Below are 24,334 nucleotides of genomic sequence, written 5' to 3' on the forward strand. Positions count from 1 at the left end.
TCCTCTAAGGGTGATAAGTATGCAAAATCAGATTATATCATCTGCAAAGATTCTTGGGAAGGCGATTAAAGCATTTCGTGAGAGAAAGGGGCTTACGCAAAAGGAATTGGCGGATCTTGTCGGTGTCAAACAGTCAACCGTATCCAACATTGAAACCGCAAGCGGAGATTTGCGATTAAGCACTTTGTTTCGTCTTATATCTGCACTTGAAGCTGATATGACTTTCAACGAGCGGAAAAAGAAAAATAATCCGGATGCTTGGTAATGGGACGCAGAAGAAAATCTTCAAGTCTCAATCTTTTTATGAACGGCGAAGCAGTCGGTAAGCTCAACCGTCTTTCATCAGGAAGGCTGGAACTGCTTTACGATGATGAGTGGATGAATTCTGCGTTTGGTCGTTCAATCTCTCTTTCCCTCCCTATAGTTTTGAAGCGTCATACGGGAGATGTTGTCGAAAACTATTTTGATAATCTTCTTCCGGACAGCATGCCTATACGCAACAGGATACAGGCGAGATTCGGTATTGCCAAAGGAGACAGCTTTGACCTGCTTGCAGTTATAGGCAAGGACTGCATAGGCGCTTTGCAGATGCTGCCGGAAGGTGTTGAAACAGATGATTTTCACCGGATAGTTGCAGAGCCTTTGACAGATAGTAGTATTGCTGAAATTCTAAAAAACTACAGATCCATGCCGCTCGGTATGAACGACGAAGATGATTTCAGAATTTCAATTGCCGGAGCGCAGGAAAAAACAGCTTTTTTATCATATAAAGGACAATGGTGCAGACCGTCAGGCTCCACTCCGACAAGCCATATTTTCAAGCTCCCTATAGGCAGAATAGAGCACAATAATATTGATTTATCGGACAGTGTTGAAAATGAATGGCTGTGCCATTTATTGCTCAAAGAATTCGGTTTGCCTGTTGCAAATGCTGAAATCAAAGAATTTGCAGATATGAAGGCTCTCGTTGTCGAACGCTTCGACAGAAAATGGTCTGAGGACGGTTCATGGTTGTTCCGTCTTCCTCAGGAGGATATGTGTCAGGCGATGGGCATATCCCCTGCAATAAAATACGAGAGTAGCGGTGGCGCAGGGATTGAAAGCATAATGAAGCTTTTACTCGGCTCTGCAAACAGTATTGAAGATCGCAGGATATTCATGAAGGCTGGGTTTGTATTCTGGCTACTGGGAGCAACAGACGGTCATGCCAAGAATTTCAGCATATTCCTTGAACAGGGCGGACGTTTCAGGCTTACGCCTCTTTATGATGTGATGTCGGTTTATCCGTTAGTAGCCAAGAAAGAGCTTTCATTGCAGAATGTCAAGATGGCTATGTCCGTGTCCGGGAAATCAAAACACTACAGATGGGCAGAAATACAGCAAAGGCACTGGCTGGCAACTGCCAAGCTGTGCAGCTTTCCTGAAAAAGAAATAAAAACGATAATGGATGAGGTTATCGGCTCAGTTGATAAGGCTGTCAGCAATGTTGAAGCTCTGTTGCCGCCTTTTTTCCCTGATTCGGTATCAGAGCCTATATTCAGTATGCTTAATGGACAAGTGAAGACATTTTTAGTGTAGTCCATTTTACATTTTCCTTTGCAGAGATGCTGTTAATCACTGTGCAGCGGTTATTTAGCTCTATATGTGAAATTTTCCATTAATAGTGTGGCGGAATTTCTTTAAATTTTATGTAAATGCTTCTTACTCCTTAGTACACTGTGCAGATTTGCTGGACTACCTATAAAGTCAACTGCCTCCTTATTTTCCTGATTTAGTGCCTGAGCCGATATTTGATATGTTTAAGAATTCAGCGGAGAAGTTGTAAGAAATAGGTATAGTTCCGAGAGTTGCAGACAATTATTTAATGTCAAATTATGTTTTTTGTGTGTAAAGTAGGTATTATGAAGAATAAAACAGTAAACATAACAGATTTCCCGCACGATAACCCATACGGAATAAGGATGTATGAGGTTCTTCTGTTCGGTATGAAGAATATGGTTCTGCCTACAGAGCATAACCCTGCAAGACATTTAAATCTTTTTATGTCAGAGATATTTTCAAAAAAAGAACTGCCGGATATGGAAGAAGCGCAAAAAGCCGTTACTCTGGTTATGGATACGTATAATTCTATTTCACGTTTTTTTATGAAAGATAAAGATAATAGCTTTCCCTCTGATGTTGCCGCTATAACCGAAGCTGCCGTTAATAACGTGGTTGATGTATACGGCAAGAAAGGGTTGATAGAACTTCTTCATAAGTGTATCAGCGGTTTTGAGTTCATTTTAGAGCATTATGAGGATGAACTGTTTGCTCTGGAGCTTAACGATAAAACAGCAGGCGAGACTGGAGTCGCTGATTATGCGGAACTGTGCGAAATGATGAGCAGGGTTGCGGCAAAGACTGTTGCAGAGCTTTCGGAAAAAGGTAAAAGGGCTGCAGCATACAGACATATGGGCTGCTTTATCCTTGCCAACCTGATCATGCTCACTGATATTGCTAACTCCATCCGGATTTTAAATATGCCCAAACCTGTCAGACAGGAGGCAAAGAAGGACAAAATCGGAAGAAATGATCCTTGTTCCTGCGGCAGCGGACTGAAGTATAAAAAATGCTGCGGAAAGAATGATAATGTGGTTTATTTGAATCAAACAAAGCCGTAAAAAATTATTCTTTTTCCCCTCCTTTCCAGCCTACTTATTATAAATACTGCTTGACTAAAATTTATTATCTTTCCAGTACAATGTCAGTCTATAATAGTGCTTCACCAGTATTTATGTTGCGTTACCCATATTTCTGTATAATAATTCTGCTATAGTAGTATTAAAGGATATGAACATGGCTAAGAAAATCATAAAAGCAGAGATGCCGGAACCTCAGCTGCTCAGAAGTGCAGAGGTGTTGGGGGAGTTCATAAGAGCGGCGAGAACGGGCAGCAGTCTGACTGTCCATGATGCCGCCGCTTTGTGCAATGTTTCCGTAAGTACCATAACAAATCTTGAAAATGCCAAAGCCGATGTTAAATTCAGCACTGTTCTTCAGGTATGCAGGATGCTCGGCGTAACTCTGAGAATCGAAGCATGAACGGCAGACTGTATCTGAAGCTGAACAGGGAGAATATAGGCTTCATTGAGCATGACATGAAAGAGGACCGGTTCGGACTGAGGCTGGATGATAAAACGTTAAAGCTGTCTCCGTTCGTGTTTGACAACGGGGACTCGGGCGCAGTGAAACGCTTTCTGATGAATCTGCTGCCTGAAGGTAAGGGGCTTGATGAGCTTTCTGCGATGATGCACATTTCTAAAGGGAATGTGTTCGGTCTGATCAAGGCAATCGGAGCTGAAACGGCAGGAGCATTATCATTTCATGCAGCTCCGGATGAGACGGAAGAAACCGCTTTCAGGGAGATTTCGCAGGAAGAACTCAGAGAGAGGATAAGGGAACGCAGGGGCACTCCTATCACTCTGTGGGACGGCAAAGTCCGGCTGTCTGTGGCGGGCGTGCAGGAAAAGTTACCTGTGCTTATTACTCCTGACGGCAGATTCGGCTTCGGTGAAGGGAAGCTGGCATCTACCCATATACTTAAGTTCTGTAGGTATGCGGATGAGCATATTGTTTTGAACGAGCATCTTTGCATGACACTTGCCCGAAGGCTGAACTTGCCCTCTGCAGAGACTGAAATTCTGCGGTTTGATGAACCTGTGCTTAACGTGAAGCGTTTTGACCGTATTTTAATGGAAGACAGGGTTGAAAGAAATCACATCATCGACGGTTGCCAGATGCTTGATATGCCGCCGTTTTATAAGTATGAGCGAGTTTATGGCGATGGACGTGATGTACAGAATTTCAGAGAAGGAGTATCGCTAGCAAAGCTATTTCGGACTGCTGAATTATGCTCAGTTCCTGCCGCAGCCGTCAGAGATATGCTGAACTGGGTGCTGTTCAATCTTCTGATAGGTAATTGCGATGCTCATGGTAAAAACATTTCATGGCGTTATTCGTCGGATAAAATAAGCATGGCTCCGTTTTATGACATGCTTTCGATCACGGTATACAAGGGAAAATATAATGAAAGTCTGGCAATTGGCATCGGAGATACCTTTTCGCCGGAAATATATGCTTATGATTTGGCTGAGATGTGTGAAACTTGTGGTATTCAGCCCCGTTTTGCGGCACGGATGATGGAAAAGCTGGCAAAATCTGTAAAAACTGAGATCGGAGATCTGACTGCAGGGATGGAATTATCAGATGAAGAATCGGATTTCGCATGTGAGCTCATATCTTTATTGAAAAGGAATGCAGAAAGGTATATTGAGGTAGCAAAGGAGCTTCCTGAAGTTAAATAGAGTTCATAGTTATTTAACAATGGTCAAAAGGGCTTTCATACAAAGTGATCCTGTAAATCTCTCTATTTGACTATCGCGATGAAATCTGGAAAATAATATATACTATCAACGCAATATAATCCTTGAACAGTGTTATCCGCAAGGCTGTAAAAAACAGAAAAATCTTTCCGAGTGACAAATAAGCTTTTAAGGTTTATTTGGCTATCAAACAGGCATCCAAAAAGTAGACTATGCCACAGAGGGACTGACTCCCAGCCATGAATCGGTTCATCATGGAATACGGCGAAAGGGCAGAAGTCAAAAAAGACATTTACATAAAATGACTTATAGAGTAATCGCTTAGCCTGAGAGTGCTCTTCATTGTTTTAATGTTTCCAAGAGCCACATTTTTCTTTCATTATATTTTCCCTGAATTTGGCTCTTTATATTGCTGTCTGCTATTAATTCGAAATCAATTTTTTCTGTAATGTCCTTAAAGGTTGTCTGTATAAGTCGAATATTTACTCCCAAATCATCTGCGTATTTTCTCCAGTCCTCAATGGTGAGGTGCCCGGGATTTACCTGCTCGCCTATTGAAATTGCCATTTCAACATCAAATCCGTAAATATCCGTGCAAACTATGTCGTAAAACGGTGCGAGGCTTACCTTGTTGCCCGATTCAATATCATCATAAAGCAGAGAGATATTCTTGAGGTGGGCGTCCGCATTGCCTATCAGATAGTTAAAAAGTGTCCATCTTATTAATGAAAGAATATCCAGAACAGGTGATTTGCAGTATCTTCTGATGATGTCAGCAATCTGTTTGTATTCGCCGTAATATTTGCTGTCTCTGGATATGCCTAAGCATTGGGTGAAATCCTCCTGATGCAGACGTATTATCAGATCTTCATCAGGTTTTCTGTCATATCTCTTAACCAGAAGCGCCTTGTAGTCTCCGATAGTTATGATTTCAGAATCTATGGTGTTCAGTCCGACTGACTTAGCAAGTGTAAGGCATATATGCTCATTCTCTTCCAAGCCTTCAAGCTTTTGGTTGTACACAGGCTTTATGATGTGAGTGCTGGCGGCTGTTTCTTCCGGCAGATAGAAATCATTTCCGTCATACATGACTGGGAGCTTCGGCTGTGCACCGGCTAAGGACATTCTTGTTTTTATATCGGAAGCAAAAGGCTTTCTGGGCAGCTCATCGATGATTTTACCCAGTTCGCTCAAAGTTAGCTTTCTGTAAGAGCCTTTGGAAATAAAATTATTGTCTTCGGAAAAGTATAATGCTCCAGCGCAGTCTCCGCCGAGCTTACTAAGCAGGCCGAAGGAATCTCTTACGCTGAGGCGATAAAATTGTGCAACCGCCTTTAGTTGTTCCTCTTCCGGCAGCAGTCCGGTGAAAAAGTTATAAACAATCTCTTTATCAGCTTCGCTGTCGATGGGCATCGAACATGAAATCCGAATACTACCTGTATATTCGAAGGAATAGTCCTCATAAAGCCTGCCGACAGGCTTCAGTCCGCTTTTGGTAGGAATGCTTACATTCAGATACTTCATGTCAGCCTCTGCTTTCTGCGGTAATATCTATTCCGAGATTGGAGGCAATTTTGATTGCATATCCCAGACGGACATTCTCTTTGCCCCTCTCAAGCTCGGAAATAAAGCGCAGTCCGACACCGCTGAGCTGGGCAAGCTGAGTTTGCGTCAGCCCCAGCTCCTTACGTCTCTCCCGTATTATTTTTCCAAAGTCTTCACTGCTGATTATACGCATAATTATCCCCTTCGGTAAAACATAGGCTTAAAATTGAATAAAATCAATAAATTTTACCGATAGGGAGAATTATAAGAAAAACCAGATTCATTATCCCGAGCGGTAGAATTAAAAAAATGCTCAGTCATCCTTTTTACTTTTTAATAAAATAAAGATGATGATCCCGCAGGTAATTGAAGCGATTAAGTAAAGTACAAGCTCCAGCCTCATTTCCGGTTTTAAGATAATACCTAAAACAGCAACCATTGACAGCATAACACAAAGCTCAAAAATCTTCTTGCATATCATTCTCATATTAGTTTACTCCTTTATCCCATTAAAAGTATCAGTCCGTATTTAATGAAAATCTCCAGCACAATGACTTTTGTTACCGCGGAACAAATATTCAGGGTCTTTTCATAAAAAACACGCATAGCTATTTCCTCCGGTGTTTCATCGATCTTATAAAGCGTGAAGGATTACGTTTTGCATTCCTGTATATTTTGAGTGCAGCTCTTTTCTTCTTCTTTTTTGTTTTTTCCCTCTCTTTTTTGTTTACCTTTTCAAGCCCACGGGCTGCAAAAAAAGCCAAAATTGTAATTGTTAAACCGAATATTCCTAAAAATGCTATTCCTGAATTAGATCCCATCTTTAAATTCTCCTGCGAACAGACTGCCGTCCTTTCTGTCTTTTGATGCTATGTATCTGTTGTATTTTTCCAAGGTTGTTCTGAGGCTGGAGTGGCCGAGGGTCTTGGAAACCATGTCGGATCCTCTCCTGCTTTCAATGCCAATGAAGCGAATGTGTGGCGAAGCTGGTATGCCGGTCTTGAGGGCAATTCGGCTGTTTCCATTGCTTTATAGTATTTCTGCCTGAAATTTTCCCAACACATACGCTTGCCCAGCATATTGGTGAAGACGAAAGGCTCAGCATTCTCAGTCCGTTTTTTATATTGTTCTTGAAGCAGATTGAAAAGAAGGTCGTTCATATCTATGTCCCTTCTGCTGCTTGAAGTTTTGAGTGTTGTGGTTTCTCCGAGAACATACCCTTCCCGGATCATGATTATTCTGTTTTCCCAGTCTATATGCTTCCACTGCAGAGCTACAGCTTCATTCGGACGGCAGCCGCTGAATGCAAGAAACGATATGAAATTTACATAGAACGGATAAAAATCCTTGAAGGCGTCAATGAGTGCATGCAATTCCTCCTTGCTGAAAGGATTGATTTCAGGTTTATCATTTCTCAACGATCGTACTCTTGCCATCGGATTCTTTGTAATAATTTCATCCTCGGCGAGTTCTCTGAAAAAGGTTTTAAGCGGTACAAGCTTCTTATTGATTACGGAATTCTTATTATCCCGCTTCATAATCTCTATCATCATGCTGATGTCTGTCTGGTTTATTTCGGTCACCTTTTTATAACCGATAACCGGAGAGATATGCTTGCGATGGAATGACCGCCATGTTCTGTGAGTATTTTTGGCTAGATGAACCTTGTTATCAAGCCATGCAAGATACATCTCATCAAAGGTCAGCAGTTTTTTAGGTGCTTCCTGCTTGGGAGCAAACTGCCCGGATTCCGGAAAAATTGCTTGTAAATCTGCTTTTGCTAATCCGAGCTTCTCTGCTTCAATGACAGATTCCAGCAGCTTAACCTTTATATTGGCGGCGTGCATGTTGCGGGTGTTATCACTGAGTCCGAGAGATATTCTGTATCGCTCTTTATTGTAATAAAAGTCGATAAAGAGTACGCCGTTTTTTGCTCTGATTTTTGCCATTATGCTATCCTCATATCGGAGTAGTTTTTGGATAAATAACGGCGGCATGTCGACCATTTGCAGATGATTTTACCTTCGACCTTAAAATAGTGGATTCCCTCCACCAATCGTTCTCTCATTATCATCTTTCTTGTCGCCTGCTCACTGTAAGGCCAATCCTTCATTTCGCTGAGCTGCTTGATTGTGAGAAACTCTGGCTCACTGCCTGCTATATGACTGTTCAAAATTTCAGTGACCTCTTCAATCTTGCTGTGAAGCTCATGAATACCTTTAGAAAGCTCTTTTAATACTTCTTCAAGAAACATATGTGACCTCTTTCCCGACCATTTCCTGACATTGCTCAGCCTTATTTTGCTTTTTGCAACCAATCCCGTTTGCAGAATCTTTTGACGAAAAACTCCGTGGTCAGTATCCAGAAACAGTCTTAAAAACTGCTGGTAGCTTATGACCGATTCATTTTTATCCTGCTTGCGAATAAATGCTTCCGTAATCCAGTCTATGATATGGATATAGCTTTGGATGGAAATCTCAGGTGATATGTGTCCGAGCTGTTCTGAGATTCGCCATAATGAATCAGTGCCGTAGGTATAGCTTTCCTGTTTAAAGAGCTGTCTGAAATTTTCTTCATCAGCGTTGGTTATTTTTCCAGATTCATATTTCGGCGGCAATGTATCAGCAAGCTCCGGCAGTTTTGCTTTGAACATACGTATCAGCATATTTGACGCAAAAGAGTGCCTTAAAGAGTGAAAAACCAACTCATCATCCTGAAAGAAGTTCTTTAGCTCACGGATGATATTTGGAAATATTTCTGCATTTAGGTAATAGCGTTCTTCGTCATCTTCCTATAGTGGACCGATGAATTGAGACAGTGAGTGTAGATTTCTAAGTGTTTTTTGACTTAAAATACTATGAGAAATCGGAGGTCTGCATGAGTAAGAAGAGACGGCAGTTCTCTGTCGAGCAGAAGACGAAGATTGTTCTTGAGGAAGCTATTTACAAACACGGTACTCCTGAGATCTTAAATTCAAATCATGGCAGTCAGTACACCTCTTATCGCCATACAGAGATGCTTAAGAGGCATAATATCAAGATTTCCATGAACGGCACTGGGCGCTCTACCGACAACATCGCAATTGAGAGATTTTTCCGTACTTTGAAGTACGATGATATATATGTCAGGGATTACAGCAGTATCAGTGAATTAAGAGTCGGAATCGGTAGATTCACGGATTACTACAACAATGAAAGATTACATTCTGACTTAGGTTACAGAAGACCTATGGATGTGCATATGAATCAGGTGAGAATGGCTGCATAGAAACACATTAAGAAATCAGATTATACTGTCTTGACAAGGGGTGGCACTATAGTATAGTTTTTCAATTTCAATACTATATTTATTTTCAAGGAAAAGGGTAAATTCCTCTATTGTTTTTCTTACTGCGGTAAGGATATTTATATATTCTTCTTTTGTCATTGATGTATCTATAAGTAAATGATGAATTACGCCGTGTCTATATTTAATAATATCGTTAATTATATCGTTAAGGCGAACAACTTTGTTGCCAATTTTTCTTTTTTTAGAAATAATTTTTAAAAAATCGATGTTCAGCCATTCATTAAAAGCTTTATTGACTTGTGTGATATTTTGAAAAGAATACTTACTGCTTATCAATTGCTCAATTGCTCAATTGCTCAATTGCTCAATTGACAGATGCCCTTCTGAAATATTAAGAATATCAGCAAACTCAACTTTCATCGAATGTTTTTGAAGTTTATTTATCGCAAATTCATCATATTTGATTAATATTTGAAACGATTGGGAGAAAAAAAACTCGAAAATTGAGACCGCAAATGGTACAAGACCATTATAAAGTATTCTTCTGGGTTCACTGGTTTGCATCCATTTGAAAACCTTATTTTCTGGTTCATGTTTATTAAATTGCATCAGACCATCTGGGAGTGAAAGTTCTAGCATTTTGATTTGCTGCTCTACATGTCGAAATGTTGATGTTAGCCCTCTGCTCAACGGGGAGCTTTTATCTTCCCATAAAGGAGCATATCGATTTGTACCATAATCGCCTTTGATAATCCCTCCGAATAGCTTTCTAGCTCCTCGCAACACATCATTTAGCATTTTAACATCATGCCAACTTGCACTGTAAGTATTTCTTACATGCAAAGCCCATTTACTTTTTGTTATCGATTCGTCATCACCTACTACAGGGAAAATATCAGCAGACACCCCATCTATTGATTTAAACTCATCATATACAAACCATGAATAATTAAGTGTCCCTTGCGGCCAGTCCCAAAGATGACCGCATTTAATGAATCCCCAGCTTTCTAAATATTTTTTAAGATCGTTTTTGGATGCATCTTCAGGATAGAGTGTTAAATCTCTGCCCATTTTTCCCTCAATATTTAAGATTTAAGTTTTTCAAAATGAATTATATAAGTATAATCAGTTTAAAATATTTAGAGAACATATTTTTAGACAATTCATTATTCAATGATTTTGAATTTTAATCGAGGGTACGGGAGTAAAATCATCATAAAACTTTCTAGACTTTTTTAATTGAAAGTGTCTGTGCTGTGCCGAATATGTGCCAAGTCTAAAAGTGCACTTGTAATTAATTGATAATAAAGAAGAAAAAAATGGAGGCGGCGGGAATCGAACCCGCGTCCGAAAAACTTACAGTCGAAGGCGCTACATGCTTGTTCTGTGATCAGGTGTCCTTTAAATCTCAGCCACAGACAGCTATGACTTAAAGTAAGCCTTTAGGTTTCAGTCCCTTTGTTTAAGGCGGTTCAAAGGACTTGGCTCACTATTGTTTGGCGCACTCGGGTCAGCCGTGAGCAGGCCTCGCTCTGTGCGTCGCCGTCAATTAAGCAGCGAGTGCAAATTCGTTGTTTGCAGTTACTATTTGCCGGCTAATTAACGAGGTGCCGACCTCGGCATGCTCCCAGGACCTACGATTCCCCGTCGAAACCGATCGCCCCCATGAGGACAGTTAGTATATATGTTCGGCGGCTTAGTGCAAGCTCTTTATTCCGCAAACATATAAAAGCGTGCCGACCACATCCGGCAGGCACGCCTTCTGAAATTATTTAAGCCTTGCGGCGAGTCTTTTTGCGTGTGCGAGCGCTTTTGCCTGCACTTCGTCTTTATCACCCGCAAAGCCGGGGATATACATCATCCCATTGGAGGATTCACTTGGCTCAAGCCTGATCTGAGTGAGGGCGAGTGTCTGTTTAACCGGAAGCAGCAGTTCATCAGTAGTAGGGCTGACGTATCCCTCAGCTTGAACGCCTGTGGTGAAAGAGAGGATAACAGACTTATCCTTGAGTTTATCGCCGCCTTCGCCGTATGCAAATCCGTATGTGATCACTTCGTCAACCCACTGCTTGAGGATCCACGGCAGGCTGTACCAGTTAAACGGAAACTGGAAAACTATCCTGTCTGCCTCAACAAGCGCCTGCTGTTCTGCCTCCACGTTAAAATGACCGTTAACTCTGTGTTCGGCGAGTGTTCTTACTTTAACATCCGGCAGTTTTGCCAGCTCAGCTACTATTGCCGCATTTGATAATGACTGTTCGGGTGATGAATGTCCGTAAATTACAAGTGTTTTCATGGTATTCTCCTTAACCTGTTGTTCTTATTTAGAAAGGGATTTATCTCATTTTTTCCGCAGCGTCGCTTATAAGCTGTGCAAGGTTGTCCGCCTCGCTTCTGCCGAGCTTTTCGGAATACATCTCATAAAGCTTCTGTGCCGCTTCGGTTATTTTTGCTGTCATTTCTCTGCCTTTTTCTGTGGCGTATATTTCTGCGCTTTTGCCGCATCTGCTGCGGGTTATATATCCTTTTCTCTCCAATCCGTCTGCGAAACGGGTTATTGTGGAAGGAGCAAGGGCAAGAAGCTCCGCCGCTTTGGTGGGGTTTATCCCCGGTTCATCCGCCGCCAGCATAAGCAGAAACGCCTGTGAAGGGTTCATCCCTGTTTCCGAGAAGCATTCTTCCGCGAGCTTGGAAATCTGTCTGGCGAACCCCATGCTCGCCGCGTAAAGACATTTTTTAGGAGTGTGACCTTCCATTTCGTTCTCCTTGCTTGTACATACAAATATAATGCACCTCCGGATTGCGTCAAGGGGAAAATAGGATAGAAAAAGTATGGTTAATTGGAAAAAGTTATAAGATACTGTAATATAAAATAATATTGACTATATTCCGGACGAGGTGTTACTTAGAATACGCACGAAGATGTAGGTTTTGTAAGCCTTGAATAAGGCTTATCTGATCTTGAGTTCTCTGCCCAGTTCTCTTTGCAGGTCACGTTCTTTGATAACCTGACGCTTGTCGTGGCTCTTTTTACCTTTCACAAGAGCTATCTCAGCTTTGATCAGATTGCGGGAGTTTAGATAAACACTCAAGGGAACCACAGAAAGCCCCTTTTCATTCATTTTACCGATGAGCCGTGTGATTTCCTTCTTATGCAGAAGCAGTTTGCGGGAGCGGGTGGGTTCGTGGTTAGCGATGTTTCCCTGCTTATATTCAGATATATGGCAGTTGATAAGGTGCATTTCTTCACCGATGATTTTAACGAAAGAGTCCTTCAGGTTCACGTTTCCGCCCCTTGCGGATTTAACTTCAGTGCCCTGAAGAACAAGACCTGCCTCAAACTTTTCGATTATCTCATAGTCAAAATATGCTTTTTTGTTGCTTGCCAGTGTTGCCATTATGATTTTCTCCGTAATTGATTAAATTATTATCCGGTGAACAAAAATACAAGAGGAAAGATTGTTATTTGATGAAATAATAGTTACAATATAGGAATTATTGTTTCGGAAGTATTATTTGAAGGTGTGTTAATGACCGCTTATAAGTACAGCGCCTCGCTTCTCAGTTTGTTTGCTTCTCTTTCCACGGCAATGGTTTTTTCCGCTGTGGTCATGTATTTTGTGAATGCTAACGCAAAGAATGACTATGAGGAGCGTGCGGCTCTTCTTGAGAAAAGATTTGTGGAGAGCAGTCAGGCAGAGGTGAAAAGCGAAGTTCAGCGGATGCTGAAGCGTATGGATGCTGTGAGGGAAAGCAGCGTTGAGATGAGAAAATCCGCCGTTGCGCTTAGAGTGGCTTCCGCTGCTGAATATGTGAACCTCAGTCTGGAAAGGAGAGGATCTTACAAATCCGCTGATTTCGGTAAGACGATTTCCGCCTTTAAGGGTGCGGATGATTCCGGACGTTTCTTTATAGTGGCGGAAGACGGGAAAATAATTTACCACGAAGAGGATGAGAGCTTTATAGGTAGAAATATCCTTGAACTGCTTAAAGGGAGTCCTGAGCTTTCTGATGTTCTTAAAGAACTGCGGGACAGCGGCTTCGGTTTCGGTTCATATGAACTTCAGGATAATCTCGTAAAAAGCGGAAAAAGAAGAATAGGCTATGTGCAGAGGCTAAAGGGTGTTCCTTTGTTTATCGGCAGCTCATTCACGGTGGAGAGCGCGGAAGAGGAAGCGAAAAAAAGAGTGGCGGCTTCCATACGCCGTGAGCGTTACGGAAAGGACGGAGTCGGCTATTTCTGGGTGAACACAAACGATTTTCAGGCGGTTGTGCATCCGATAACCCCGGAGCTTGAGGGCAAAAATCTGAAAAACATGCGTTCCCGTGACGGGCAGTATATTTTTCAGGAGATAGATAAAATACTGAAAAACGGCGGCGGTTACGCCGAATATTTCTGGCCCCGTCCGGATACTGTTGTTCCCGAACGGAAAGTCACATACGTTACAGAGTACAAGCCTTGGGGCTGGGTGATAGGGACAGGCTTCTACTTCAGCGACCTTGAGAAACAACTGGAGGAGGAGCGCAGGCTTATTGAGAAGCTTGTTCAGAATGATCTGGCGGAAGTTAAAAAGGTTATAGTCTATCTTTTCCTTGCGGTGTTAGCCGTAGGCGTATTCATATACAGGATGATACGCAGGCTTGAGATAAGGCAGGAGGGGCACAGAAACCTCCTTGAGCAATATAAATCAATTCTTGATAAAAGCTCGGTGGTCACAATAACCGATGAGTTCGGCGTGATGACCTATGTGAACGACAAATTCTGCGAAATAAGCGGCTACAGCCGGGACGAGCTTCTGGGCAACAGACACAACATCATTAAACACCCCACAACTCCCATCGAGACCTTCAAGGATCTCTGGGGAACCATTACAAAGGGGAGAGTATGGAAAGGTGTACTGAGAAACAGAAGAAAGGACGGCGAAAGCTTTTACATAAGCGCCACAATAGCCCCTATACTGAACAGATTCGGAGAAGTGATAGAGTATATCGCCTGCGCGAACGACATTACGGAGCTTGTGGAAAACCGCAACCGCATTGAGGAGCTGTTCAACAGCGACAGTCTCACGGGATTGGGCAGCAGGGTGAAGCTGATTAATGATGCCGAGCCGATAGAGTACCCCGTGCTTGCCATACTTGACATACGGGGTTTTAAGCAGATAAACGAGTTCTTCGGCAACCACTTTGCCGACCGCATACTTATGGAAACAGCCAGAGAATTTGTGGCGTTCCCCGCTCTCTCCGGCTACTTGGTCTACAGGCTGCACTCGGATAAGTTCGGGATCCTTGCGGACAATGCGGATATTCTTGTCTTCAAAGAAAATATAGCCGCAGCCATGCGCAGAGTAGGGGCTATTCTTCAGGAAAGGCATGGTGAGGACAAACGCATCTATTTCACTGCGGGTATCGCCGCCGATAAGGATAATCTTCTCGCTTACGCTGATATGGCGCTCAACGGGGCCAAAAAGCTCAAACAGGATATTCTGGTTTATTCTCAGGCAGACAACAGAATCATTGCCGACTTTGAGGAGAATCTTGAAATAATCAGAAAAGTCTCCGATGCCCTGAAAAATGACAGGGTAACGGCGTACTACCAGCCGATCATAGATCTGAAAACGGGCGACAGCGAAAAATACGAATGCCTGATGAGGATAATAGACGAGAACGGAGATGTGATAAGCCCCGCCAAGTTCCTTGATATATCAAAGAAAACCAATATGTACCCAAGGCTTACGGCACGGGTTATTGAGAAGTCGGTGGCGGCGTTTAAGAATCTGCCTTACCACTTTTCCATCAATCTTTCCGTGGAGGATATTTTCGACCGTGACACTATGGACTATCTTTTCACTGTAGCTAAAAACAATGGTGTTCTCGGACGTCTTGTCATTGAGATAGTGGAGTCTCAGGAGCTTGTAAATATTGATGAGACAAACAGAATATTTGAGAAATTCAAGTCCGGAGGGGCTAAGATCTCCATAGATGACTTCGGCGCAGGCTTCTCCAACTTTGATTATCTTATGAACATCAGGGCGGATTATCTGAAAATAGACGCATCCATAGTGAAGAGGGTGGAGGATGATGAGGCTTCAAGAGAGATTATCGCCTCCATAGTTTCTCTCGCTAAACACTCCGGCATGAGAACCGTCGCCGAGTTTATTTCCAACGAAAACATAGCCCGGGAGATAAGTCTTCTCGGTGTGGATTACGGACAGGGGTATTTTTACGGAAAGCCGGAGGAGAAACCTGTCTTTATCTCTCAAGCAATTGTAATATAAGCATTTTCAACTTTAATAACAGCTTCGGAGTAATAAATATTGTTTTCGGTTTCGTCTTGCTGTAAAACTGATTATTATCTAATTCAATAACAGACAGGAAATAGCTATGATTAAAAAGGGGAACGGGTTTATCACGGGAATAGAGTTCATGGATCAGCAGCACGATTTTTTTGTGACCGCCATGAACCGTCTGCTTGAAGCCATGAAAAACGGCGAGGGCAAGGAAGAAATCCGTAAGACCATGCGGTTTGTTGAGCTTCACATACTCAAATATTTTCCGAGGGAAGAGGAATTCATGCGTGAAAACAGCTATCACGACATAGAGTTCCACATAATCCAGCACAAAAAATTCAGAGCCGACTTTGATGAGATAAAGGACATCTATTTCTCAAAGGGCTATTCTGTTTCGCTTCCGCTGACTCTCCAGAGAAAAATGCAGGACTGGCTTGCGAATCACATCAGCAAGACAGACAGCATTCTGGGTGACTACGTTAACTCAGTTAAAAAAACCGGAGGCGGAACCGCAGGCTGAGAACCTGAGAAACAATAAGCGCACCCGCATGCTCTGAGTGCGCCGGAGACCGTTTAGCTGCCCGCGGCAGCGGGGCATGAAGCGCATTTCGGGGATGATGAATCCGCAGACGCGCATGATGGAGCCTTTGAGTAGCCCTGATCGTGCCATCCTCCGCCTTTAAGCTGAAAACCGCTCACAGACATAATCCTTTCCGCCTCACCCTTACAGGCAGGGCATTCCTTTACTTTCTCAACGCTTGTGATGCTTTCCATCATCTCTGTAACTTTTCCGCATGACCTGCATCTGTACTCGTAAATAGGCATTCCTGTCACCTTCAAAAAAGTTTCAGGACACTTTTCAGTGCCCTGTTTTTTTATTCTTCCGAAACAAAATGAATATTACCGTATGCTGAAAAAATCAAGCTTTTATCTCGGGAAATATTAATTATTCATTGTACAGACGCCAAAAAAATATAGAATAACTTTCATGAGTTTTAAGCTTAATTCGGATTATCTTCCGGCGGGGGATCAACCCGCCGCCATAGACCAGCTCACGGAGAATTTCCGTGACGGCGCAGATGCTCAGGTGCTTCTGGGCGTTACAGGTTCCGGCAAAACGTACACAATGGCGAACGTTATCCAGCGTCTGAATGTTCCCACGCTGATAATAGCGCATAATAAGACCCTTGCCGCACAGCTTTACGGAGAGTTTAAGAAGTTTTTTCCGGAAAACGCCGTGGAATATTTCGTCAGCTACTACGATTATTACCAGCCGGAAGCCTACGTTCCCTCCAGCGATACTTACATCGAGAAGGATTCCTCAATCAATGAGGAGATAGACAAGCTCCGTCACTCCGCCACAAGAAGCCTTCTTGAAAGGCGTGATGTAGTAATCGTCGCCAGTGTTTCCTGCATATACGGTCTCGGTTCGCCGGAAGCGTACAGCGGTATGCTTGTTGTCCTTGAGACAGGCGAACCAGCAGACATGGAAGAGGTGCTGGAGAAGCTGGTTGAGATTCAGTACGAACGCAATGACTATGATTTTCACAGGGGAACCTATCGTCTTAAAGGCGATACTCTGGAGGTTTTTCCCGCCCATGAGGATTCTGTCGCCTACCGCATAGAGTTTTTCGGGGATGAGGTGGACAGGCTGTCCGAGTTTGACCCAATAACAGGTAAGACAATAAAGGAGCGCCTGAAGCTTGCCGTATATCCCGCCACTCACTACGTAACCCAGAAAGTAACAAGGGAAGACGCTGTTAAGAATATAAGAAACGAACTTCTGGAGCGCTGCCGCTTTCTTGAGGAGAACAACCGCCTTCTTGAGGCGCAGAGGCTCACTCAGCGCACCATGTACGATATAGAAATGATAATGGAGACGGGCTACTGCAACGGCATTGAAAACTACTCCCGCTTTTTTGAAGGTAGGACGACGGGGGAAGCGCCGCCGACACTGCTCAGCTATCTGCCGAAGGACGCTCTTGTCATAATAGACGAGTCCCACATGACCGTTCCGCAGGTACGGGGAATGTACAACGGCGACCGCTCCCGCAAGACGACCCTTGTGGAGTTCGGTTTCCGCCTTCCTGCTGCGCTGGACAACAGACCGCTTAAGTTCGAGGAGTTCCGCAGCGCCGTTAACCGTGTGATGTACGTGAGCGCCACACCGGCGGACTATGAGCTTAATGACTCAAAAGGGATTATAGCCGAACAGATTATCCGTCCCACAGGGCTTATCGATCCGCTCATAGAGATCCGCTCAGCTAAAACTCAGGTGGATGATCTTCTTGCGGAGATTCAGAAGATAACCGCACAGGGCGAGCGTGTGCTTGTCACTACTCTTACCAAGCGCATGGCGGAAGAGCTCACGAAGTATTATCAGGAGGTGGGCGTCCGTGTGGAATACCTTCACTCAGAAATAGACACGCTGGAGCGCATTAAGATAATCAGGAACCTCCGTCTGGGCAAATTTGACGTACTGGTGGGAATAAACCTGCTGAGGGAAGGGCTGGATATTCCCGAGGTAAGCCTTGTAGCCGTTCTGGATGCGGACAGGGAAGGCTTTCTCCGCTCAGAGAGGTCACTGATACAGACCATAGGGCGCGCCGCAAGGAACGTGAACGGGCGGGCGATCTTCTATGCCGACAGGATAACTCCGAGCATGCAGTCCGCCATGGACGAGACGGAGCGCAGACGCCGGAAGCAGCTTGCCTACAATGCGGAGCACGGGATAACCCCTGAAACCATAAAGAACGAAATCTCCGATATAATGGAAAGCATCTACGAAAAAGACTATGTAACAGTTGATCTGCCGGATGAGGATGGTATAAGATTAACGGGCAATAAAGAAAAAGACATAGCACAGCTTAAGAAAAAAATGCAGGAATACGCAGAGGCATTGGAGTTTGAAAAAGCGGCAAGGCTCCGTGACATGCTCTTTGAGTACAGCGTGAAAAAATGATAGACACAATAAAGGATTTCATAAGAAACGCCAGACCTATGTATCTTGTCATAGGCGCGGCGCTTTTTATTATGCTGTTCACCTTCAGCAGCGTTCTGGGCTACATATACGTACTCAGCCGTCAGCTTCCGTCAGTTGAGCAGCTTAAGGATTTTCAGTACGACAGACCCACTATAATCTATGACCGCAACGGCGACCCCATATCCGAGCTGGGCACGGAAAGACGCTATCCTATCTCCATAAATGAAATGCCCGAATACATGTGGCAGTCTGTCATAGCTGTTGAGGATGCAAGATTCTTTGACCACGGCGGCGTGGACATGATGGGCATAATGCGTGCCTTTGTCAGCAATGTGAAGGCGGGCAGGGTTGTTGAGGGTGGCAGCACGCTTACTCAGCAGCTTGTGAAAATAATCTACCTTACTCCCGAGAAGAAGCTTAAGCGCAAGATAAAAGAGGCGATCCTCGCCTATCGTCTGGACAACTTCCTTGATAAGGAACAGATACTTGAGATGTATCTCAATCAGGTTTACTTCGGCAGGGGAGCATACGGCGTTGAAGCCGCCGCCGCAAACTACTTCGGCAAGAAGGCTTCCGAGCTTACTCTCGCCGAAGCCGCTATGATAGCGGGCATCCCCAAGGCACCGGGTATTTACGCCCCGCACATAAATATGGATAAGGCTGTAAGCCGCAGAAACCATGTTCTCTACAGGCTTTTTGAAACAGGCTACATAACTGAAGACGCTTACAAAGACGCAGCAGATGACAAGGTTAAAATAATAGATAAAATCAAGCCGAAAAACTCCTACGCGGGATATTTTACGGATATGGTTGTCAGGTTCATCAGGGATGAGTTTAAGGATGAAGAGCCTGAAAACCGCGGATACAAAGTGTACACCACTCTTGATCTTGATTTGCAGAAAAATGCCGAAACAGCAGTAAAAAACAATATCCTTCGTCTTAGTAAGGAACTAGGTTACGCCGGCGTCATAACGGTTTTTGAAGAGAACAGGGGCGAAGGCGCGGAGGAGCGCAGGGCAAGGCTTGATGAAATCCTGAAGGAGGAGAGGCAGTATATTCTCTCCATGGGTTTTCAGCGTGCTCTTGTGACTAAGGTTGAAAAAAATCAGGCGGAAATTCTGCTTGCCGACCGTTCAAAAGGGATTTTGCGTCTTAACGACAACAAATGGGCAAAACCGCGCGGCGGCAGCTATTCACGTCTCACTGATTTTGCCACAATCATAAAAAAGAACTCGGTGATATATGTCTCCGTTCTTAATAAGGATAACGGCTACTATGAGATAGAGGCTGATCCTGATCTGGAAAGCGCCCTTATATCCATGGAACCTGATACCGGAGCAATACTCGCCGTCACTGGCGGGTTTGAATACTCCAAATCCATGTTCAACAGGGCTGTGCAGGCAAAGCGTCAGGTGGGCAGCCTTTTCAAGCCCATAGTCTATTCCGCGGCTCTTGAAAACGGCTACGACGTGATGACAGAAACCTACGATGCGCCCGTGGTGAAAGCCATGGATGAAGAGGGGGAATACTGGAAGCCGGAAAACTACTCCGGCAGATTTTACGGACTCACCACTCTTAAGGAAGCTCTCACACAGTCCAGAAATGTTGTGACAATCAAAATAGCCGAAAAAATAGGCATAGGAACAATCCTTTCATACGCGAAAAAATTCGGAATGACCGAGCATCTCGCAAGGGATCTTTCGATCAGCATAGGCTCCGGCTCCGCTCCTCTCATAGAGATGGTCTCGGCGTTCAGTGTTTTTCCCAACCTCGGCTACAGGGTTCAGCCCTATTATGTAACGAAGATTGAGGACGGCAGAGGGAATCTGCTGAAGGAATACAAGCCGTCCGGAAAAACAGACGTTATCAAGCCCGAAACAGCGCAGATAATGATCGAGTTAATGGAAAATGTCGTGGAACAGGGAACAGGCAAGAGAGCCAGAATCCTCCACAGACCCACAGGGGGCAAGACAGGCACAACCAACGACTTTAAAGACGCATGGTTCGTTGGCTATCTGCCTAATGTGGTAAGCGGCGTATGGGTCGGTTTTGACGATTTCAAGGTCATAGGTCACTCCATGGCGGGAGCAAGCGCCGCACTGCCCGCATGGGTGGATTATATGAACACCTCTCTGCGCAAGTTTCCTTACGCGGTTTTTCCTGTTTCGGAAAACGTTATGTACTACAAGGTAGATTCCGGTACTCATAAAATCACGGACAGCTACGCCACGGACTTCACTTTTGAACCCTATGACGTAACGGAGTGATGATGTCTCATAAAAAGTTTGAGGATGTTCCCTTTGCCTTCTTCTCAATCACAAAGGAAGGCAAGGTAAAGTCCGCTAACTTTCAGGCTGAGCTGCTCATGGATGAAATGTCCGCCTTCGGCATACGCAAATTCGGCGAGTTCCTTCTCGGCAAAATCAATGGTGATAATCTTGTTTTCAAAACCCCCAGAGGGACTTACGGGATAAAAGTAATCTCTTCCCGCAAGGATTACGAGTTTTTTGTAATCGCTCTGGATGAGTTTAACCAGCCGCTCGGGGATATTATGGATATATCCTCTCTTCAGCATGAAATAAAAACTCCGCTTACAGTGATTGACGGTACGGCGCAGATCATCGCCGCCAAAGCGAAAAACGAATATATCGAAAAATGCGCCGGTATCATCCAGAAGGAGAGCGGCAGGATAAAATCGATCCTCGGCAATATACACATGCTCAGTGAGATGACTGTAAAATTTGACGAAATCGATGTGGAAAGCTTCATAAGCGAACTGCGTGACGGCATAAAGATAGTCTATTCCCGTATTGATTTGCGGTTCCGTGTGCTGCGCAACCTCAGAACGATCAAGGCGGACAGGGAAAAGCTGTTCATGGCTTTATCCAACATACTCAAAAACGCCTGTGAGGCTCAGGGTGAAGGGGATATTGAGGTGGAGGTAACCATTGACCCCACCATAAAATATATGGACAAGGAGATGGAGAAGGCATGCTCCATGCTCAGAATAGTGATCTCCGACTCGGGTCCCGGGATGGAGGAGCAGGTTCAGGAAAGACTGTTCACGCCGTTTTTCACCACGAAGAACAAAGGCACGGGGCTGGGGCTCATCATCGCCAAGGAAGCCATAGACAAGCACCACGGGCGCATCGAGGTTAACTCGGTGAAGGGCAAGGGAACGGACTTTATAGTCTACATTCCCTCACGCATGCACCCCTCAAGCGAAAAGAGCGGCTAAAGCATATCACGCAGTGCGGCTATTATGCCGTCCGGCTTCAGCACAAGCAGCATCTCCTTATGCCCTGATTTCGGGTCGGGCTTCACAATACATTCCGTATATTTTGAGTTCTCCAGTATATGCTCACTCCTGTCCACTCTTGAATTCGGCACTTCGGGTATCTCTCCCAGAGCGTCCACAACAAGTCCGAACCGATCTTTTCCGGTGGTGAGTATGATTATCTGCGTTTCCGAATCCATCTCCTTCTCCGGCAGCTCAAGGAGCGAACGTATATCCACCACAAGGAGCGGAACATCCTGATAAATAATGCGCCCCTTCACGAAGCGCCTGTTCCCCGGAACATGGGTCAGCCCGTCGGGATCGATAGCCTCAACTACATGCTTCACATCTATTCCCAGCCATTTTGTGCCTATGAAGAAGGTCGCCGCCTCAAGGCAGTCTGTTCCTGTTTTGTCGCTTGAGACCTGTATGTTCATATCCCGCCTGCGTACCTTAACTGCGGAAGTCTCGGAGATCTTCGCCAGCGGCATGAAAACAAGCCCGACAACATCGTTCATGTAACCGTCCTTGGTTTTATACTCCCTGTAGCCGGATGAGGTGTGCGCGCCAACCGCATAGTAGTACCCGTTGTATTCAACTATTTTTGATGTTCCTTCTCCGGCGGGCATGGAGAAAAGGTCTTTCTCAAGGTTTATAATGCCGCCGGGCTTAAGCTCCGTATCGGTGGAGCTTATTATCATCCTCTGTCTGTCGGCGAAAACACCGAAACAGCCGTCCGGTATACGCCCCTTTTCATCTCTCGGGAGAGAGTCGTTCAGCATGCCCCTGAACTGAGGCTCGCTGTCGAAGACAATTCCTATGCCGCCCACAGTTTTTCTGCCGTTTTCGGGAGCGAGTACCGCCGCTCCGTAAATGTAAGTGTGCCTGTTTGAGTAAAGCTCACTGACAGCAAATGGTGAAACAATGTATTTCTGACTTTCCTTCAATGCCAGCGTCTGCCTTGCCCATTCCTTTGTGAGCACTGTGCCCACGAGGTATTCATCAGCCTGATTGGAGACGGCGATTATCTTTCCTGTTCCATCATAAACAAAAAGGTTTGAGTAAACCGTGTAGAGTCCGTTTATGTATGAGAGAATGGTGGCTATTCTTGCCCGATCCTCCGTGCTCGGAGACGGCGCAGCGCTTAATATGCGGCGGAAGGCGGAGGTGAGTGCCCACCAGCGGCAGTCGTTTGCGCGCTCGTAAAGGTTTCTGTCCATTATATCCACAGCCAAAGCCGCCCAGAACCACACATTGCCCAGAATGGAATCCACCACGGTTTCGTGAAGGTTGCCTATGGATTTCTCGAATACGCTTTTAGTGCGCGCGCCGGCGTCCGAAACGCTCCAGAGAAGTATCTTGGAGCGGGGATCGTTTCCCTTCACATTGCCGTTCCACACGGTGCGTTCAAGCTCGCCCTGTATTTTGTCCGCCTGAACGGGGATGCTGCGGAGCTCTTCGGAAAAAAGCCTTGGGTCGCTCATCACCGCTTCCATTATTCTGCGGTCTATGCTTTCACGTTTCCCGTTTGCGGAGGAAAAGGCGTTTTCTATGGGCATCATCACATGCCCGTACCAGCCGAGCCCGAAGAAGCCCTGATACCCTTTTGTCGGGCAGGTTTTGGCAATATATTTTCTTCCCGCGAATTTGATTATGCCGTAGGAATCCTCGCTTACCATCTCAACGGGAGCACCGATGGGAAGCTGGTAATGGTCTGAGCTGGCTATGACCTTCCCTTCGCTGTCAAGGATTGAGATAACAGACCACTCGTCGCCGGTTTTCAGCTTGCGGAAGATCTCCTTCATCTCGTCCTGAAACTTGAAACAGAGACAGAGAACACCCAAATAACGGAGATTCGCTCCGTCAGTCACTCGGTAGGCATATATGAGAGATTTTTCATGAGCCGGAAGAATGTCTGAGTGTCTGAAAACCTCCACAAATTCGTCCTTGGTGGTGAGCGCTTCTTTTATCAGAGGATCGGCGGATTTCGTGATCTTATTGTTTTTATCAAGCTGAACAATGACCTGTCCGTCGGTATCCAGAAGGACTATATTGAAATAAACGGAATATTTTGAAACATATTCGGCGAACCGCTCCTGAATGCGGGCGGTCATTTCTTCTTTTATGCGTGTGCGGTTTATCTGCTCCTCGTCTCCGGTGGGAAGTTTTCTGAGCTCTTCTGTTCTGATGATATATTCTCTTATGTCATCATCCGTGGCGAGGAAACCTATATCCGCCGTGCGCTCAAACAGGTTGCGTATGAGTATGTCAACGGCGACCTGCGCCTTTGAGCCTATCTCCTGCACAGTTTTATCAAGCAGCTCAAGCCCAAGCTGGCTGAGAAGCTCGCAGGTCAGATGCCTGAAGCCCTCACGGGTTCCCGTCATGTCTGTTCCTGTGCCGCTTATCTTGCCTAAAATACTCAGGAGATCCCACTGACCGCCCAGTGTGCGCAGCTCTTCCCTGTATTCCTCAACCCCTGCCATGTAGCTTATTAAGCCCATCAGCTCTTTCGGGATGACAACATCCTTATAGGTAACCGTATCTTGGACTGACATATTGATTTTCCCCGTTTTGGAACAGATTTAACTTC

Annotated in this window: 23 protein-coding genes, 1 other RNA gene and 2 pseudogenes; 12 read left to right on the forward strand and 14 right to left on the reverse strand. The window is 44.8% G+C overall.

The genetic code is table 11. The features are described 5' to 3' along the window. Positions 1–19 precede the first annotated feature (19 nt). The 6 genes and pseudogenes from EP073_RS04535 to EP073_RS14130 all read left to right on the forward strand — a co-directional run. Entirely contained in the window at positions 20–265 is a 246-nt protein-coding gene (locus EP073_RS04535; protein ID WP_128465987.1) for a helix-turn-helix domain-containing protein, read from the forward strand. After that, positions 265–1,578 carry a type II toxin-antitoxin system HipA family toxin gene (locus EP073_RS04540; RefSeq protein WP_128465988.1) on the forward strand — a complete coding sequence of 438 codons (1,314 nt, stop codon included), beginning with the start codon at positions 265–267 and terminating at the stop codon, positions 1,576–1,578. The genes EP073_RS04535 and EP073_RS04540 overlap by 1 nt, the downstream gene beginning before the upstream one ends. A 323-nt stretch (positions 1,579–1,901) precedes the next feature. Continuing rightward, the gene (locus EP073_RS13965; RefSeq protein WP_241654049.1) at positions 1,902–2,660 is read left to right on the forward strand and encodes an SEC-C metal-binding domain-containing protein; all 759 of its coding nucleotides are present in this window, start codon (positions 1,902–1,904) and stop codon (positions 2,658–2,660) included. 175 nt (positions 2,661–2,835) lie between these two features. Next, positions 2,836–3,081 (forward strand): helix-turn-helix domain-containing protein, encoded by a 246-nt coding sequence (locus tag EP073_RS04550; RefSeq protein WP_128465989.1) that lies wholly within the window; start codon positions 2,836–2,838, stop codon positions 3,079–3,081. A gap of 56 nt (positions 3,082–3,137) precedes the next feature. Further along, complete coding sequence (locus EP073_RS04555) at positions 3,138–4,343, forward strand: HipA domain-containing protein (RefSeq protein WP_283808387.1); 1,206 nt, start codon at positions 3,138–3,140, stop codon at positions 4,341–4,343. Positions 4,344–4,399: 56 nt separating this feature from the next. Next, positions 4,400–4,591: pseudogene (locus EP073_RS14130) on the forward strand (transposase); the annotation flags it as partial. Positions 4,592–4,700: 109 nt separating this feature from the next. On the opposite strand, the gene EP073_RS04565 reads toward EP073_RS14130, so the two are convergent. The 6 genes from EP073_RS04565 to EP073_RS04585 all read right to left on the reverse strand — a co-directional run bounded on the left by EP073_RS04565 (position 4,701) and on the right by EP073_RS04585 (position 8,559). Further along, entirely contained in the window at positions 4,701–5,885 is a 1,185-nt protein-coding gene (locus tag EP073_RS04565) for a HipA domain-containing protein (RefSeq protein ID WP_128465991.1), read from the reverse strand. A 1-nt stretch (position 5,886) separates the two neighbouring features. Next, positions 5,887–6,099 (reverse strand): type II toxin-antitoxin system Y4mF family antitoxin, encoded by a 213-nt coding sequence (locus tag EP073_RS04570; RefSeq protein ID WP_128465992.1) that lies wholly within the window; start codon positions 6,097–6,099, stop codon positions 5,887–5,889. Between the two features lie 120 nt (positions 6,100–6,219). Continuing rightward, on the reverse strand, positions 6,220–6,393 hold the full coding sequence (locus tag EP073_RS13820) for a hypothetical protein (RefSeq protein WP_164885274.1): 174 nt from the start codon (positions 6,391–6,393) through the stop codon (positions 6,220–6,222). A 121-nt stretch (positions 6,394–6,514) separates the two neighbouring features. Beyond that, positions 6,515–6,727: a hypothetical protein gene (locus EP073_RS04575; RefSeq protein WP_128465993.1), complete on the reverse strand. Its 213-nt coding sequence runs from the start codon at positions 6,725–6,727 to the stop codon at positions 6,515–6,517. Positions 6,728–6,775: 48 nt separating this feature from the next. Then, positions 6,776–7,855, reverse strand: coding sequence for a site-specific integrase (locus EP073_RS04580; protein WP_164885275.1), 1,080 nt, complete (start codon positions 7,853–7,855; stop codon positions 6,776–6,778). Further along, positions 7,855–8,559 (reverse strand): hypothetical protein, encoded by a 705-nt coding sequence (locus EP073_RS04585; protein ID WP_128465995.1) that lies wholly within the window; start codon positions 8,557–8,559, stop codon positions 7,855–7,857. Before EP073_RS04585 ends, EP073_RS04580 begins: the two co-directional genes overlap by 1 nt. Positions 8,560–8,831: 272 nt before the next feature. Between EP073_RS04585 and EP073_RS04590 the strand changes: the two are divergent. After that, positions 8,832–9,173: pseudogene (locus EP073_RS04590) on the forward strand (transposase); the annotation flags it as partial. A gap of 15 nt (positions 9,174–9,188) precedes the next feature. Here EP073_RS04590 and EP073_RS13885 read toward each other — a convergent pair. The 6 genes from EP073_RS13885 to smpB all read right to left on the reverse strand — a co-directional run bounded on the left by EP073_RS13885 (position 9,189) and on the right by smpB (position 12,592). Then, complete coding sequence (locus tag EP073_RS13885; RefSeq protein WP_206617496.1) at positions 9,189–9,530, reverse strand: hypothetical protein; 342 nt, start codon at positions 9,528–9,530, stop codon at positions 9,189–9,191. Positions 9,531–9,542: 12 nt separating this feature from the next. Further along, positions 9,543–10,265, reverse strand: coding sequence for a hypothetical protein (locus EP073_RS04595; protein ID WP_206617497.1), 723 nt, complete (start codon positions 10,263–10,265; stop codon positions 9,543–9,545). A 246-nt stretch (positions 10,266–10,511) separates the two neighbouring features. Next, positions 10,512–10,859, reverse strand: a transfer-messenger RNA (tmRNA) gene (gene ssrA, locus EP073_RS04600). Positions 10,860–10,962: 103 nt separating this feature from the next. Beyond that, positions 10,963–11,490 carry an NAD(P)H-dependent oxidoreductase gene (locus EP073_RS04605; RefSeq protein ID WP_128465996.1) on the reverse strand — a complete coding sequence of 176 codons (528 nt, stop codon included), beginning with the start codon at positions 11,488–11,490 and terminating at the stop codon, positions 10,963–10,965. A 40-nt stretch (positions 11,491–11,530) separates the two neighbouring features. After that, on the reverse strand, positions 11,531–11,950 hold the full coding sequence (locus tag EP073_RS04610) for a MarR family winged helix-turn-helix transcriptional regulator (protein ID WP_128465997.1): 420 nt from the start codon (positions 11,948–11,950) through the stop codon (positions 11,531–11,533). 195 nt (positions 11,951–12,145) lie between these two features. Continuing rightward, complete coding sequence (gene smpB / locus EP073_RS04615) at positions 12,146–12,592, reverse strand: SsrA-binding protein SmpB (protein ID WP_128465998.1); 447 nt, start codon at positions 12,590–12,592, stop codon at positions 12,146–12,148. A 132-nt stretch (positions 12,593–12,724) separates the two neighbouring features. On the opposite strand from smpB, the gene EP073_RS04620 reads away from it, so the two are divergent. Both EP073_RS04620 and EP073_RS04625 read left to right on the forward strand, forming a co-directional pair. Beyond that, on the forward strand, positions 12,725–15,469 hold the full coding sequence (locus EP073_RS04620) for an EAL domain-containing protein (protein ID WP_128465999.1): 2,745 nt from the start codon (positions 12,725–12,727) through the stop codon (positions 15,467–15,469). 106 nt (positions 15,470–15,575) lie between these two features. Next, positions 15,576–16,001, forward strand: coding sequence for a bacteriohemerythrin (locus tag EP073_RS04625; protein ID WP_128466000.1), 426 nt, complete (start codon positions 15,576–15,578; stop codon positions 15,999–16,001). A gap of 53 nt (positions 16,002–16,054) precedes the next feature. On the opposite strand, the gene EP073_RS04630 is transcribed toward EP073_RS04625, so the two are convergent. Beyond that, positions 16,055–16,306 carry an FmdB family zinc ribbon protein gene (locus tag EP073_RS04630; RefSeq protein WP_128466001.1) on the reverse strand — a complete coding sequence of 84 codons (252 nt, stop codon included), beginning with the start codon at positions 16,304–16,306 and terminating at the stop codon, positions 16,055–16,057. Positions 16,307–16,469: 163 nt separating this feature from the next. On the opposite strand from EP073_RS04630, the gene uvrB reads away from it, so the two are divergent. Genes uvrB through EP073_RS04645 form a run of 3 tightly spaced genes read left to right on the forward strand, consistent with a single transcriptional unit; the run spans position 16,470 to position 21,702 of the window. Next, complete coding sequence (gene uvrB / locus EP073_RS04635) at positions 16,470–18,443, forward strand: excinuclease ABC subunit UvrB (protein WP_128466002.1); 1,974 nt, start codon at positions 16,470–16,472, stop codon at positions 18,441–18,443. Continuing rightward, positions 18,440–20,731 carry a penicillin-binding protein 1A gene (locus EP073_RS04640; protein WP_128466003.1) on the forward strand — a complete coding sequence of 764 codons (2,292 nt, stop codon included), beginning with the start codon at positions 18,440–18,442 and terminating at the stop codon, positions 20,729–20,731. Before uvrB ends, EP073_RS04640 begins: the two co-directional genes overlap by 4 nt. Continuing rightward, complete coding sequence (locus EP073_RS04645) at positions 20,731–21,702, forward strand: two-component system sensor histidine kinase NtrB (RefSeq protein ID WP_128466004.1); 972 nt, start codon at positions 20,731–20,733, stop codon at positions 21,700–21,702. Before EP073_RS04640 ends, EP073_RS04645 begins: the two co-directional genes overlap by 1 nt. On the opposite strand, the gene EP073_RS04650 is transcribed toward EP073_RS04645, so the two are convergent. Next, positions 21,699–24,299: a chemotaxis protein CheW gene (locus EP073_RS04650; RefSeq protein ID WP_128466005.1), complete on the reverse strand. Its 2,601-nt coding sequence runs from the start codon at positions 24,297–24,299 to the stop codon at positions 21,699–21,701. The genes EP073_RS04645 and EP073_RS04650 overlap by 4 nt on opposite strands. Positions 24,300–24,334 lie beyond the last annotated feature (35 nt).

This window comes from Geovibrio thiophilus, from assembly GCF_004087915.1.
Classification (GTDB): Bacteria; Chrysiogenota; Deferribacteres; order Deferribacterales; family Geovibrionaceae; genus Geovibrio; species Geovibrio thiophilus.

What these genes read in the sequence shown, in the direction of transcription:
- EP073_RS04595 (WP_206617497.1), bottom strand. Translation starts at nt 10,265, where the DNA reads ATGGGCAGAGATTTAACACTCTATCCTGAAGATGCATCCAAAAACGAT.
- EP073_RS04575 (WP_128465993.1), bottom strand. Translation starts at nt 6,727, where the DNA reads ATGGGATCTAATTCAGGAATAGCATTTTTAGGAATATTCGGTTTAACA.
- uvrB (WP_128466002.1), top strand. Translation starts at nt 16,470, where the DNA reads ATGAGTTTTAAGCTTAATTCGGATTATCTTCCGGCGGGGGATCAACCC.
- EP073_RS04550 (WP_128465989.1), top strand. Translation starts at nt 2,836, where the DNA reads ATGGCTAAGAAAATCATAAAAGCAGAGATGCCGGAACCTCAGCTGCTC.
- EP073_RS04555 (WP_283808387.1), top strand. Translation starts at nt 3,138, where the DNA reads ATGAAAGAGGACCGGTTCGGACTGAGGCTGGATGATAAAACGTTAAAG.
- EP073_RS04580 (WP_164885275.1), bottom strand. Translation starts at nt 7,855, where the DNA reads ATGGCAAAAATCAGAGCAAAAAACGGCGTACTCTTTATCGACTTTTAT.
- EP073_RS04565 (WP_128465991.1), bottom strand. Translation starts at nt 5,885, where the DNA reads ATGAAGTATCTGAATGTAAGCATTCCTACCAAAAGCGGACTGAAGCCT.
- EP073_RS04610 (WP_128465997.1), bottom strand. Translation starts at nt 11,950, where the DNA reads ATGGAAGGTCACACTCCTAAAAAATGTCTTTACGCGGCGAGCATGGGG.
- EP073_RS04625 (WP_128466000.1), top strand. Translation starts at nt 15,576, where the DNA reads ATGATTAAAAAGGGGAACGGGTTTATCACGGGAATAGAGTTCATGGAT.
- smpB (WP_128465998.1), bottom strand. Translation starts at nt 12,592, where the DNA reads ATGGCAACACTGGCAAGCAACAAAAAAGCATATTTTGACTATGAGATA.
- EP073_RS04540 (WP_128465988.1), top strand. Translation starts at nt 265, where the DNA reads ATGGGACGCAGAAGAAAATCTTCAAGTCTCAATCTTTTTATGAACGGC.
- EP073_RS04620 (WP_128465999.1), top strand. Translation starts at nt 12,725, where the DNA reads ATGACCGCTTATAAGTACAGCGCCTCGCTTCTCAGTTTGTTTGCTTCT.
- EP073_RS13965 (WP_241654049.1), top strand. Translation starts at nt 1,902, where the DNA reads ATGAAGAATAAAACAGTAAACATAACAGATTTCCCGCACGATAACCCA.
- EP073_RS04630 (WP_128466001.1), bottom strand. Translation starts at nt 16,306, where the DNA reads ATGCCTATTTACGAGTACAGATGCAGGTCATGCGGAAAAGTTACAGAG.
- EP073_RS04605 (WP_128465996.1), bottom strand. Translation starts at nt 11,490, where the DNA reads ATGAAAACACTTGTAATTTACGGACATTCATCACCCGAACAGTCATTA.
- EP073_RS04585 (WP_128465995.1), bottom strand. Translation starts at nt 8,559, where the DNA reads ATGTTCAAAGCAAAACTGCCGGAGCTTGCTGATACATTGCCGCCGAAA.
- EP073_RS04650 (WP_128466005.1), bottom strand. Translation starts at nt 24,299, where the DNA reads ATGTCAGTCCAAGATACGGTTACCTATAAGGATGTTGTCATCCCGAAA.
- EP073_RS13820 (WP_164885274.1), bottom strand. Translation starts at nt 6,393, where the DNA reads ATGAGAATGATATGCAAGAAGATTTTTGAGCTTTGTGTTATGCTGTCA.
- EP073_RS04570 (WP_128465992.1), bottom strand. Translation starts at nt 6,099, where the DNA reads ATGCGTATAATCAGCAGTGAAGACTTTGGAAAAATAATACGGGAGAGA.
- EP073_RS04535 (WP_128465987.1), top strand. Translation starts at nt 20, where the DNA reads ATGCAAAATCAGATTATATCATCTGCAAAGATTCTTGGGAAGGCGATT.
- EP073_RS04645 (WP_128466004.1), top strand. Translation starts at nt 20,731, where the DNA reads ATGATGTCTCATAAAAAGTTTGAGGATGTTCCCTTTGCCTTCTTCTCA.
- EP073_RS04640 (WP_128466003.1), top strand. Translation starts at nt 18,440, where the DNA reads ATGATAGACACAATAAAGGATTTCATAAGAAACGCCAGACCTATGTAT.